An 11704-nucleotide genomic window follows, 5' to 3' on the forward strand; every position below is an offset into this window, starting at 1 on the left:
GCATAGCCAATAGTAAGCGGCTTGCCAGTGATCGCGACTCGGAGTCAGGGATACGCCAGGCTGAAAGTGGCCACCGCGCTGAAATTACCATGCCGGATCCGTTGATTATTGAGGGCATCCGGTTCAGCCTGCACATAAGCCTGCAGGGTCACCACGTTATCACCGGGCGTCAGCGGGTAAACCTCGCTGGTCTCGTTAAACGGCAGCATCTTTCCTTCCACCGTCTCCATACCGATAGCGATACCGCCAGCCTGGCTGCCACCGTCCAGCGCCAGCAACCCGGGCAAGGCAACATTGGGCGTGCCGCTGAAGGTCAGGGTGACACCGCTGCCGGGTTGAACATCACAGCCCGTCAAATGCAGTTGAAAGGGTTTGCCGTGCGTGCGCTGATTCAGGTAAAGGTATTTCTCCAGCACAGTGCCGAAATCCAGCGAGATGTTCTCATCCCCCGGCAACAGCGCACAGGGCTCGTCCACTAGGGCGCCGAACAAACGCATATTATCCGCCTGCGCTGGGGTTACACTCAGCCCCCCAGCGCCAGGCTCAACGCCGCCGGCAACACTCGCCATTTTTTTTGCGTTTGCATTGCGTTTCCTTATTGATAATCTGCCAGCAGGGTCGCCAGCACTTCAAACGTCCCTACTGACAAATGCCAGCCGGGATCGAGATCCTCTACCGGCACCGCTTGCATCACCGGCGGATTTTCGGAATCAATCAACACCCGTTGATTAAGATTAAGCGGCTTGCCATTAAGCGTCATTCGAAGACCTAATCCCATAAGATTAGTCACCATAATGTCTTGACCACGCGGACTATTCGTGGATATCAACGTAAGCCCAAGGCCCGAACCACCGCTACCAGGCGCACACTCCAATCGGTAATCCACCGTTTGCATATAGTTCACGCCATCGACTTTACCTACTCCAATACGCCCAAAGTTGACTTCGATTTGCTCACCACCATTGATGACGCACGGCGGCAGCTCAATCAACTCGCCCCGAAAACGCATGTTCTCTTCCGCCAAGACCGGCAAAGGGGCTAATGTCGTGACCAGCGAGCAAAAAAATACAGCCCTGCCAACCTGTTTTACCATCACTCTTCAGCCCCTCATTGGTACTCAATCAACATGGTGGCCCCGGCGGAAAAACTTCCGGGCTGCAACTGGCTGCCCTCAGCCTTCACCGGCACTGCCCCTAATCTCGGCGTCGTGCCAAACTGAATTTTTAACCAGGTATTAATGTTTAAAAAATTTGACGGGCCATCATCAGTCTTCAAAGCAATCCCCAGATCAGTGCGTTCAAGGGTCGCCAGCACCTTTCCATCAAATGAAGCGCCGGTTCCTTGTATTTGCATTTGCACTGTATTAGCGCCGGCATTGCGACAATCCAGGGTATATTCGATGTCCTTGCGGTAATTCCGGCCATCGATGCGGCTGGTCACCAGGTCATCGCCGAAATTCACTTCAATCACTTGTCCGCCATTGATAATGCAGGGTAGTGGGGCGATCAAGGTTCCATAAAAACGCATGTTATCCTCCGCTTGCGCGGGTCCCCCCCCAACCATGCCACCAGAACGCAGGCGGAGGCCACCCGCAAAATTTGTGTATGCCGCATTTTCTGCCCCTTATTGATACTCAAACACCATGGTGGCGCCAGCGGAAAAATTCCCCGGCTGCAGTTCGCTGTTCGGCGCCTTTGCTGGTGCCGCCGTGAGTGCCGGTTTTATCGATGAACTATCCATCCGCAGCCAGTCGTTAACGGAAAAAATCATGATATTGGCGAGTTTTATGGAGATCCCCAGTTCAGGCCGTTCTACCGTCGCCAACATCCTGTTATCAAAAGAAGCTGCGGGCCCCCGTATCTGCATCCGAATCGCATTGCTGCCTGCTTCGCGACAATCCAGGACATAGTCGATGTTCTTCCTGTAATTCTCACCGTCGATGCGGGTGGTTTGCAGGTCGTCACCAAAATTCACCTCAATAACCTGACCATTGTTGATATTGCACGGTGGGGCTTCTATCACCTTACCGGTAAAATTCAACACATCCTTAGCCTGGGGTAGCCCACATGACAGCAGTAATAGCAGAGCACATGACCTGGCCCGATAACTACGCTGTCCAACCCGAATATCATTCATTGTCGCCCCTTATTGATAATCAATCTCAATAACAACCGTTGCGCCAATATACCCACCGACAATAGCAACTCCCGGCACTTTCACCGGCACCGCAGAGAATATCGGCAGGTTCGAGTAGTCAAACTTTAGCCAGGTGCTTGGCGCAAATGCCGAGCCCCCGCTCATCATTTGTATTCCCATCCCTGGGTTGCCAGAAACAGATAAGGCACTTGGCAACTGCGGATGCACTGTTCCGTTAAACTTCAGTCGTACAGAGTTCGAGCTCCCGCCCCGGCAATTCAGATTTAAGTCGAATGTTTTTTTGTAATTCACGCCGTCAATTTGGGAATTGACCACTTCGCCAAAATCCACCTGAATATCGTTGCCGTTATTTATCTGGCAGGATGCGGCAGCGACTACGGTGCCGCTAATTAGCACGTTCATGTCCGGCAGCGTCGTAGCCGCACGCCCAAAAGGGCCTACCGTTAACAAAGGCAAAAGCAATAGCAGCAATTTCCCGACTTTTTTAGCTTCAGGCTGTGTCATTGTCCGCGCCTCAGTCATAGTTCAGCCGAAAATCCACCGTCGCGCGGTATGCCCCTGCCTGCAAGGGTGCGGCGGTCCGCTCCGGCGCAATCGTATAGGTCAACGTGGCCAATCCTGGCGTCACCCATTGTGACGGTCCAGGCTCCCCCAGGCGCACATCTCGCAGTTGTTCGTCCAGCAACCGCAACCCGATCCCTTTTGCGCCACGCACCTGCACCAATCCTGGGGAGTCTGGATCCGTCGGTGCGATAAAGCTCACCGACACCACCGGCTGGCTGGCGCTCCAGGTCAGATTACCAGTTCGGCTATCCTGGCTGCCGCCGGACATGCGCAGACAATCACGCAGGTGTAACTGCACCGCCACCGGCGTGCCGCGGTCACCGACATTCTGCAAGCGCCCGGTCCCCACATCACCCAGATTTACGTCCTGATAGGCGGACTCCATATCCAGCCGGCAGGCGCTTTCTGTCAGCGCGCCGTGCACCCACAGTTGGCCGCTGCTACCTTCCACATCACCATGTTCGGTTAATACCCAGTCCGCCGCCCGTGCCGAGGGGATCAACAACCAGCCGACTACCATTACCACCGGCACCATCATCACCAATGCGGCCAAACACCACCGGTACAGCCGTTCATGGCGTGACGGCGGCAAACGGACAGCTTCGTTTTGTCGTCTCATCTTTCCCTCCTTGCAAAGGCATTCACTCAGATTTACTGGCTATCTTTAATCGGCTTGGCGGTGCAAGTGGCGCCGTTACAGGTAAACTTCAACTGTGGTCGGCCGCCGTAGTCATTGATGTAGGTTAACACCGGGTTAGCGCCCAGTACGCCAGCGTTAATGCCCAACGGAGCCTGCCCTTTCGGCGGTATCATCACCGGTTCAAAGCCCTTAACGCCTTCCACACCCGGTTTACTGCCCGCATCTACTAGCGTAATAAAGTATGGCGTCGGGTTGTTAAGCTGGTAGCTGTCGCCCTGGCGGGTCAGCGTCAGCTTTTCCTGCCACGGGTTAGCCATTTGCGTTTTGGTTGGCACTATTGCTGCCGGCCGATAAAACAACTTAATCCGCGTTTGCAACGCTATTTGCAGCGTATTGGGTTTGTCGCTCTTCGGCGGGATTTCCCGCAGGTTGAAATAAAACAGCGACTCGCGATCCTGCGCCAACAGGTTAGCGGCAGGCAGCGCCTGAATTTTAATCTGGCTCTGGGCCCCTGGCTCAATGCGCTGTACCGGCGGTAAAATGGTCAGCGGGGTCTGGATTTTGTTGCCTTGTGCATCTTCAAGCCAGCCCTGCGCCAGATAGGGCAACTGCTTGTTCTGGTTGCTCACCGTCAGACTCTGTGATTTCTCTCCGCCGTCAAACACGATCCGGGTACGGTCCAGGGAAATCGCCGCGCTTGCCTGTTGTGCTGTCACTCCCACGCTCAGCAGCAGCGCAGAAAGGGACAATATTTGGTTCATTTTCATGATTCGTTACCTGTTTTTTCTGTAGTCACCACCGCATGACACGGCAGCAGTAAATTCGTTTGGTCGCCCTGCGGCAACGTCTCCGGCAGGGTAATCTCGCATTGTCTGCGGCCATCCCAGTTGACCGACATCATTTGCCCGGCCTTGATACCGCTCAGGTAAACGCTGCCGTCTTCGTTAACGATGCCGGTATCCTGATCTTTGCTGTTGCGCACCGTGGCACCAAACGGCGGGGTGCTGCCATCCGCCAGCCGGATAATGGCCATCGCTTTCATTCCCGAGATCACTTCAAAGTGTCGATAGCCGATGGCCCCTTCCGTTAACGTTGCCTGGGTCACCGAGTTGGTCGCTTCCGTGTTCTCATCCAGTTTGTCCAGATCGATACTCGCCTTGCTGCGGTAGTAGCTACTGATATCCGCCACCACCACTTTGCCGAAGGTGTTGGAGCGCACGCTGGGTCCATAACCGCGTACCGGCACGTTTGGCGCACCGTCGGTGTCAATTAACAGCCGCGTCCCACCCGCCATCCCTGAGCGATGCAATGCCACACCTTCCAGCGTTGCCGTAGCTCCCCCCTGTAAGGAAAGCCCCATCGATGAATACTGGCCTGCCTGATAACTGGCACTGGCATTAACCTGCGCCAAATCACCCCGGTGGCTGACGTAACCACTCAACGACTCACCGCTGCGGGCGGTACCGGCATTAAGCTGATAGTTGGTGCGATCGTCCACCCGGTCGTAATAGCCTACCCGGTGAGTAGTGTCATTGCGGCTGGTTGCTGCGTTGTAACTCACCGAACCGTTGTTGCCGAATGGCATCGACAGCGAGAGGTACATGCCGTCGTCATTCACCCCGTTGTAAGTATTGCGATAAGCCGACAGCGACAGACTCAGGTTGCGAAACTCGCCAATATCAAAGTAGCGCGACACCGAAAGGCTTAGCCGATCGTTGGCCGGGCGGTCCCAATAGGTCTGGTGCTGGTAATCCAGATAGGCACTCACCCCCAGATCGCGGAACTGCTTGTTGAATGAGACCGTGTACATCTCTTTGCTCTGATTGAGCAAAGAACTGTCTCGCCGCGCCTCCAAATACTCCCCCATACGCATGAAGTTACGTTCTGAGAAGCGATATCCGGCAAAAGTCACCTGGCTGTCGTATTCGTCGAACGTTTTGGAATAGCTCAGTCGGTAGGAACGTCCGCTTAATGTCCCCAGCCGATCCAGCACTGCCCGCGACTGGGTAACGTCAAATGACAACGCGCCCAACACCAGCAGATCTCGCCCGAAACCAATCGACGCCGCATTGTAATCACCCGCCGCCAGGCCACCGCCGTAAAGCGACCAACCGTTGTTAATGCCCCAGGAGAAATCCCCCATGGCGAACAGCGGGCCGTCACTGCGATGCTGCCAGTCTGAAGGTTTACCGCTTGCCAGCTTGTAACGCACCCGCCCCGGACGCGTCAGATAAGGCACACTGGCGGTGTCCATTTGGAATTTCTGTACGGTGCCGTCCTGCTCTTCTACCCGGACATCCAGCTTTCCGTTCACCGCATTATTGATGTCCTGGATCCGAAAAGGTCCCGAGGCTACCTGGGTTTCATACAGCACGCGCCCCTGCTGACTGATGGTGACTTTTGCGTTACTGCGGGCGATCCCGGTGACTTCCGGCGCATAGCCGCGCAGGTTAGGCGGGAGCATGTTGTCGTCTGAGTTCAGGCTCAGGCCGCTAAAGCGGAAGCTGTCGAACACTTCGGAGCTGAGATAATCTTCACCCAGTGTTAAACGTGCCCCCAGGCTGCGGATGGCGCGGTAAGCGTAATAACGGCTCCACTCCCAGCTTTGCTGGTTGCTCTGCCCCGCCCCGGTTTGATGCTCAAGCCGTGTCTGCCAGTCCGCACGTAAACGCCAAGCGCCAAGGTTGGCGCCCGCCGTACCGTTGCCGCTCAGGCTGTACCCTTTATCGCCCTGCGTCTGCTGGCGCCGGGTCTGCGCATTGAAGTTATAATCCAGCAACAATCCGGGAATGCCGTCATCCCAGCGTGAGGGTGGGTCCCAGTTATCGGAAGTGTATTCCAGATACGCCTGCGGGATGCTCAGATACAACACCCCATTACTTAAGTTGCCGCGCGCTTCCATCCCCTTCAGGCTGCTGAGCTCCAGGCATTGCCCATCGTGCCACCAGGTTAATCCTTCGGCCATGTCGGGCTTTAACCCTAGTTGCCCAACCAGTTCGGGAGACAAACAGACTAAACTGCCCTTAGGGTCATTATCAGGTGCACGAAATACTACCGGCTGTTCCGGTAAATCCTGCTCATTGATCCGTACTACCATCGGATAGGTGCCGGGCATAATAAACCCGCCCTGAGCAAACTGGCTTAAATCAATATTGGCCCGGTCTTTTAAATCCAAAATATCGGTATTGAACTGAATATCTTCCCCTGCCTGAGCGAATATAACTTCCCCACCCAAGGCAACCACGATAAAAATACACAACAAACGCGCGCGAAATATCCTGGGCGCAGGAGATAAGTACGCCATAACTACTGCCCCTTTATTATTATCAGTAATAATCAAGTTTAAAACGCACGGCAGAGTAGTATTCACCCGCCCGTAACACATTCTGATCACCAACTAAACGCAGGAAATAATTCAGGTCCATATTTCCAGGTATCACTTCATTCATAGGCAAAGGCTTCCCAGGTAATGCGATATTGCCTCGTGCATCGATGATTTGCAGCGCCACACCTCGCGCTTCACCACGTACCTGAAACAACCCGTTGCGTCCATCGCCATCAAAGGTCACCTGAAATCGCTGCCAGTCTGGCAAATCTGCCGTTGCACGGGACAACACGCAGTTCACCAGGCGGATGGTGAATGGCTTTGTCAGCCCCTGCCCATCACGAATAATCTGGCTGATCGGCAAGGTAGACATATCGATGCTCTGGTCCCGGCTCCCGGCCTCAATTGCACAGGCGGTATCAAGAATAGCGCCTTCCATATTGACCCTGCCCCAGCCCGCAGGAGCTGATGCAGCCACTGCTGGCAAACTGGTCAATAGCACCGTCAATAGGGAAATCGCCACATAACCGGTTAATCGCTTCATTAATGCACTCCATGCCATGGCTCGGCTTTATAAGGAAAAAACATGCGGGTTACCCCGCATGTTGCATAACCGGTGTTGACGCTATTACGGGTAAGTCAGGGTAAAATCAGTCACGGCGGCAAAGTCGCCTGGCACCACATCAATAGCTGTGCCACCTTCGCCAGCAGCCGTCAGACCTTGCATGTAGGCTGAGAATTGCAAAGTGTTATTGCCGTTCTGCACCATCTGCGCAGTACCGGCTTTACCCAGCTCAACCAGCGCACCGCTGGTGTCAGTCATGGCAATACCTGCACCACTGGCAGAACCGGTGATAGCCAACAGATTTTTATTGGTTTCCTGCGCTTTAGCGCCGGTGAAAGTAACCTGAACGGTTTTACCGGTCTCTACGGTGCAGTTTTCCAGATCGATCTGGAAATTTTTCGGTGTAGAACGGCCACCGTCTTTCAGAGCCACGTTGGAAACCTGGCCCAGGTTCACGGTCTGATCGACAGTCTCTGGGGTAATAGAGCATGGAGCATCAACGATAGAACCGGTAAAGTTCACTTTACCGTGGCCTTCGTCTGCATGAGCCATAGAAGACATACCAAACGCCACTACTGCCGCCATCATGATTTTATTCAATTTCATTTTCTTTCCTTAAGTTATTAATAATGATGAACTCGAGTTCATTCACTTACACTTTGCTCCCCCAATAACATTGGCGTATGGGAACCCTTTCACATTCACGAATTGCAAATGCGTTTCATACAACAAATATTCACTCAAAAAAGTGGTGATATTTATTACATTGAAAATCCTTGTGCTAAACACTGAATTAAATCTCACAAAAAGCATCAAATAAAACAGCAAGAAAACAAACACGCACGTAGACATATTCAATCAGATAAAAACAAAGAGATTCCACCTCCCTCAGCGGAAACAATTATTACAAATGGAAATTAATTTGAAAACACAAAAAACAAAAAACCAATAAATACGAGATATAAAACCACTTTTATTTACAATAACTAATACTGGCGATCTTTAATATCGCAACTAAAGCCAACATCAGTATATAAAACCAAATATAAATAAAACACCAACATCATAGATCGCTAATTTAAAAATCACGATATAATCATCTGACATTAGGTGTTTTTAAGGCTGTGCCCGATATCCTCACACAAGCAACACCTTTGATTTATAAAGAAATCATCTTTCGAAAAAACGCAATTATTGAGAAAACAATTATTTCCATTGGTCTCCTGACCAGTTAACCCCACGCACAATCTCATTCATCAAAGGAGTGAGCAGAGAAATGAGTGAACACGAAAATAAAACCTCCGCCCGTCAATTGCAGCACGAGGATTTCGAACTGGTCGCGGAGACCATCATAAAGTTATGTGCCGCTAAAGAACTACGCCGTGCAGACGTGCCTGCCACATGGGCCAGTACAAGAGATATCGCCGAAGATTGTGATTTCAGCATCTATAAGACCCGGTATTTATTGCTGAAAATGGCCAAAAAGGGCTGGGTACAAGTGACGCCACAGCCAATAAATAATGCCCTGCGCTGGTATGTCTGCCCTGACATGAAACAGACAACTAGAAATGACTAATATTCTGATAAAAAAGGTTTTTCAGTTGCCTGACATAGATTACCACTAAGACCTGTACGGTTTAACCCGACTGGTTTTTCATGAGGGAAAACAAACATGAAACCGAATGTAACGATATTGCTCGTCGAGCCTAATTTGTATTTCGCTCTGGGTTTTTCACAGGGATTGAGAATGCATTTTAACAATCTTGGGGTCGATGTTCACATCAGTGAAAACCTGTTGGATAAAAACCATTGCGATATGGTGTTTCTGGCCGCAGAGCAGGATACCGCCAGATTGCGCTATCTGACCCAACGGCGAACTACACCATCTCACCAGCGTATTTTTGTGTTCAAAGAGAAGCCAGGCCAGTACGACAGCACTCAGTTCAAAAACTTAGATGGTATTTTTTATCGCCATCAGAGCATGAGCTGGGCCATGCAAATTGCAACACAAGGGCTGCACAACCTAACGCTACCAAACGCGCATAAAAGTCCCTCAGTCACTCACCAGCTCTCCCTGACTGACCGGGAAGTAGAGATTTTACGTTATCTTGCCAATGGTCAGCGCGCCTGCGAGATAAGTCATTACTTGCACATCAGTGCCAAAACCGTGAGCGGCCATAAACGCAATGCCATGGCAAAACTGGGGATAACCCGGACTTCAGACCTGAACTACTGGTTGATCCGTGGTGGCATTGGGCAATTGGCAACACAGTGCTTGCCAGCCAGTCACCGATGGAATACCTCAGCGAATTCGTTATGTCAGGGTAATCCCCCGCTTTTATTACTGCCGTATCGGCAAAGCAAACAACTACAAAATTGACCCGAGAATGATTATGTCTAAAATCGCCCTACTGCCCCTGTTTGTGCTGCTGTTGACTGCCTCGCTAAACGGTTGCAAATCGCCAGTGCGCACCACAACATCAGGAACGCCCTCCCTCCAGCAGTCCGAGCAGCAGAAGGGACAAGAAGTGCAGCGCCTGCGCCAATGCCAACAGCAGTTGAAAGCACTCAACACCTTACAGGCCGCCAGCTACCCAGGACTCCAACGCAGCTTTGATCAGCTGATGCGTGGTGCCGCCCAGTACGCTGGTCTGCGCACCAACGTCAATGAAAACACGCAGGACACCGTGGACGCGTTATACCGTTATCGTGTCAATTTACTTTGTTCACAAATCAATCAAAACGTTCTCAATAAATTGGCTGAGCAGGGTGGAGCACCATGAGTCATGTCGTTGCACAAACTCAGCCCAGCTTGCTGCCGCCGCTGTCTGTGATCCTAATAGCTCTCGGTCTGCTCACCTCCTGCCCCCTTCAAGCCGCACCGCAAGCTGGGGTGCCCGCCTTGTTGCAGTTTGCCGAACAGTACCAGCAACAATCTACCGACGCGGTTCCGCCGGTAACCAAACCGGTGGAAAAAACCATTAGCAACCAGGCAAAAAAAACCGCCAATAAAGCCGCAACGCGGGAAAACACTGCCGTTGCCACAAGCTGGCAAACGAAAGACGCCAAGATACGACGTCTGCAGAACACTATTGCGCGGCTTGAGCAACAAATCAGTACGCTGGATAAAAATCGGGCGAGCACGGCGCCTGCTCCTCAAACAGCACTTGATGTTCAGGCGTTAAGAAAGTTAGCTCAGGGGGTACGTAAAGCACTATCGTTAACGCCAGAAGAAGTTCAGGTGAAAGAACGGTTGCGGCAGACGCAGCAGCAAATGTCACTGGCGCAGGCAGCCGAGAAAAACCTGCGTACGGAAAACCTTTTGCTTAACAATCAGCTTGCCACCGTGAAGGCACAAAGTAAAAAGTCTGCAATCGAAGCGAGGAGCAGTCTTACCGCTCAGTTACAACAAGCCGAGCAGGACAAGGCTACGCTGCAAACCCACTTGTCTGAAGCACAGAAAAGCAACCAAACGCTGACCGCCGCCAGCGAAAATGTTAAAGCGCAGCTGGCTAGATTGAAAACCACTGAGGCTGAACTGCGTGAAACACAGGCGCAAACGCAAAAGCAGCATAATGAACTGCAGCAACAGCGCCATACCCTGCAATCCGAACTGGATGGGCAAGTCGCCGAGGTCGCCAATCTGAAGGCCGAGCTTGGAGCTTTACAAAAGACAGCCCCCTTAAAAATTCCGGCAGACCGAATGAAACAGCCCGCAGTGCGTCAGGCATACGCTGCTGGCATTTCACTGGGTGAAGAGATGTTGCAAATGAGGGATGAACGCCAAAAATGGGGGGTACAAATCGATAAGCAGGTGTTGCTGGCCGGGCTGACTGACACCTTCTCCGGGCAGCGACAACTGGATGATGAAGCGCTCAATCGCGCACTCTCTGACTCAGAGCAACAGGTGACAAAGGCCAGGGATAAGGTGCTGTCAACTCAAGCAAAACAGGGCAACGCCTACCTGAGCAATTTCAAAAAAGATAAACGGGTCAAAACCACCGCTTCCGGAGCCTGGTATCGCATTGACTATACTGGCGACACGCCGATCCCTACCGGTGCCACCCTGGACGTGATAATAAAAGAAACGCTCACCGATGGCACAGTGATCCAGGATATGGATGCCAGCGGTGCCGTGTTATCACAACCTCTGGCGCAGTTCCCACCGTTATTTTCCGACGCACTGAAGCAATTAAAAAATCACGGCTCATTAACCCTGGTGGTGCCACCTGAGCTGGCGTACGGAGAAAAAGGTTATCCGCCAAGCGTACCGCCCAACGCCACCATGGTGTACCAACTACGCATTGCTGAAATATACCCCGAAACACAGAAAAAAAAGGAGGCGCAGGACACTATAGAACCATCCCGGTAGCCTCATGTTCTCTGGTAAATCGCCATTGGCTGCTGACGACCCCACTCCTTCGTCAGCAGCCGTTTTTTCGTTATAACTAAC

At 52.2% G+C, this 11704-nt stretch carries 14 protein-coding genes; 4 read left to right on the forward strand and 10 right to left on the reverse strand.

What is annotated here, in order from left to right; all coding sequences use genetic code 11:
• Positions 1-44: 44 nt before the first annotated feature.
• The 10 genes from EBA31_RS21900 to EBA31_RS21945 all read right to left on the reverse strand — a co-directional run bounded on the left by EBA31_RS21900 (position 45) and on the right by EBA31_RS21945 (position 7857).
• The gene (locus EBA31_RS21900) at positions 45-569 is read right to left on the reverse strand and encodes a fimbrial protein (RefSeq protein ID WP_122080192.1); all 525 of its coding nucleotides are present in this window, start codon (positions 567-569) and stop codon (positions 45-47) included.
• A 26-nt stretch (positions 570-595) separates the two neighbouring features.
• Positions 596-1093, reverse strand: coding sequence for a fimbrial protein (locus EBA31_RS21905; protein ID WP_122080193.1), 498 nt, complete (start codon positions 1091-1093; stop codon positions 596-598).
• A 14-nt stretch (positions 1094-1107) separates the two neighbouring features.
• A complete protein-coding gene (locus EBA31_RS21910) occupies positions 1108-1527 on the reverse strand; it encodes a fimbrial protein (RefSeq protein WP_162302916.1) in 420 nt (139 codons plus the stop codon).
• A 96-nt stretch (positions 1528-1623) separates the two neighbouring features.
• Positions 1624-2043 carry a fimbrial protein gene (locus tag EBA31_RS21915; RefSeq protein ID WP_238387483.1) on the reverse strand — a complete coding sequence of 140 codons (420 nt, stop codon included), beginning with the start codon at positions 2041-2043 and terminating at the stop codon, positions 1624-1626.
• A gap of 102 nt (positions 2044-2145) precedes the next feature.
• Entirely contained in the window at positions 2146-2661 is a 516-nt protein-coding gene (locus EBA31_RS21920) for a fimbrial protein (RefSeq protein ID WP_162302917.1), read from the reverse strand.
• 10 nt (positions 2662-2671) lie between these two features.
• Positions 2672-3340, reverse strand: a complete 669-nt coding sequence (locus EBA31_RS21925; protein WP_122080197.1) for a fimbrial protein — start codon at positions 3338-3340, stop codon at positions 2672-2674.
• Positions 3341-3372: 32 nt separating this feature from the next.
• Positions 3373-4128 carry a fimbria/pilus periplasmic chaperone gene (locus EBA31_RS21930; protein ID WP_122080198.1) on the reverse strand — a complete coding sequence of 252 codons (756 nt, stop codon included), beginning with the start codon at positions 4126-4128 and terminating at the stop codon, positions 3373-3375.
• Complete coding sequence (locus EBA31_RS21935; RefSeq protein WP_122080199.1) at positions 4125-6665, reverse strand: outer membrane usher protein; 2541 nt, start codon at positions 6663-6665, stop codon at positions 4125-4127. Before EBA31_RS21935 ends, EBA31_RS21930 begins: the two co-directional genes overlap by 4 nt.
• A 22-nt stretch (positions 6666-6687) precedes the next feature.
• The gene (locus tag EBA31_RS21940) at positions 6688-7230 is read right to left on the reverse strand and encodes a fimbrial protein (protein ID WP_122080200.1); all 543 of its coding nucleotides are present in this window, start codon (positions 7228-7230) and stop codon (positions 6688-6690) included.
• An 84-nt stretch (positions 7231-7314) separates the two neighbouring features.
• A complete protein-coding gene (locus EBA31_RS21945) occupies positions 7315-7857 on the reverse strand; it encodes a fimbrial protein (RefSeq protein WP_122080201.1) in 543 nt (180 codons plus the stop codon).
• A gap of 670 nt (positions 7858-8527) precedes the next feature.
• Here EBA31_RS21945 and EBA31_RS21950 point away from each other — a divergent pair.
• The 4 genes from EBA31_RS21950 to EBA31_RS21965 all read left to right on the forward strand — a co-directional run bounded on the left by EBA31_RS21950 (position 8528) and on the right by EBA31_RS21965 (position 11623).
• Positions 8528-8827, forward strand: a complete 300-nt coding sequence (locus EBA31_RS21950) for a FaeA/PapI family transcriptional regulator (RefSeq protein WP_238387484.1) — start codon at positions 8528-8530, stop codon at positions 8825-8827.
• Between the two features lie 96 nt (positions 8828-8923).
• The gene (locus tag EBA31_RS21955; protein ID WP_122080203.1) at positions 8924-9631 is read left to right on the forward strand and encodes a response regulator transcription factor; all 708 of its coding nucleotides are present in this window, start codon (positions 8924-8926) and stop codon (positions 9629-9631) included.
• Positions 9632-9644: 13 nt separating this feature from the next.
• Positions 9645-10034 carry a hypothetical protein gene (locus EBA31_RS21960; RefSeq protein ID WP_238387485.1) on the forward strand — a complete coding sequence of 130 codons (390 nt, stop codon included), beginning with the start codon at positions 9645-9647 and terminating at the stop codon, positions 10032-10034.
• A 29-nt stretch (positions 10035-10063) separates the two neighbouring features.
• Complete coding sequence (locus EBA31_RS21965) at positions 10064-11623, forward strand: FKBP-type peptidyl-prolyl cis-trans isomerase N-terminal domain-containing protein (protein WP_162302918.1); 1560 nt, start codon at positions 10064-10066, stop codon at positions 11621-11623.
• The last annotated feature ends 81 nt before the right edge of the window (positions 11624-11704 follow it).

The organism is Serratia sp. P2ACOL2 (genome assembly GCF_003691565.1).
GTDB classification, from domain to species: domain Bacteria; phylum Pseudomonadota; class Gammaproteobacteria; order Enterobacterales; family Enterobacteriaceae; genus Serratia; species Serratia liquefaciens.

Bases quoted from the DNA above. Each gene is read 5' to 3' on its own strand.
- EBA31_RS21955 (WP_122080203.1), top strand. From the start codon at position 8,924: ATGAAACCGAATGTAACGATATTGCTCGTCGAGCCTAATTTGTATTTC.
- EBA31_RS21950 (WP_238387484.1), top strand. From the start codon at position 8,528: ATGAGTGAACACGAAAATAAAACCTCCGCCCGTCAATTGCAGCACGAG.
- EBA31_RS21910 (WP_162302916.1), bottom strand. From the start codon at position 1,527: ATGCGTTTTTATGGAACCTTGATCGCCCCACTACCCTGCATTATCAAT.
- EBA31_RS21945 (WP_122080201.1), bottom strand. From the start codon at position 7,857: ATGAAATTGAATAAAATCATGATGGCGGCAGTAGTGGCGTTTGGTATG.
- EBA31_RS21935 (WP_122080199.1), bottom strand. From the start codon at position 6,665: ATGGCGTACTTATCTCCTGCGCCCAGGATATTTCGCGCGCGTTTGTTG.
- EBA31_RS21920 (WP_162302917.1), bottom strand. From the start codon at position 2,661: ATGACACAGCCTGAAGCTAAAAAAGTCGGGAAATTGCTGCTATTGCTT.
- EBA31_RS21900 (WP_122080192.1), bottom strand. From the start codon at position 569: ATGGCGAGTGTTGCCGGCGGCGTTGAGCCTGGCGCTGGGGGGCTGAGT.
- EBA31_RS21940 (WP_122080200.1), bottom strand. From the start codon at position 7,230: ATGAAGCGATTAACCGGTTATGTGGCGATTTCCCTATTGACGGTGCTA.
- EBA31_RS21960 (WP_238387485.1), top strand. From the start codon at position 9,645: ATGTCTAAAATCGCCCTACTGCCCCTGTTTGTGCTGCTGTTGACTGCC.
- EBA31_RS21905 (WP_122080193.1), bottom strand. From the start codon at position 1,093: ATGGTAAAACAGGTTGGCAGGGCTGTATTTTTTTGCTCGCTGGTCACG.
- EBA31_RS21930 (WP_122080198.1), bottom strand. From the start codon at position 4,128: ATGAAAATGAACCAAATATTGTCCCTTTCTGCGCTGCTGCTGAGCGTG.
- EBA31_RS21925 (WP_122080197.1), bottom strand. From the start codon at position 3,340: ATGAGACGACAAAACGAAGCTGTCCGTTTGCCGCCGTCACGCCATGAA.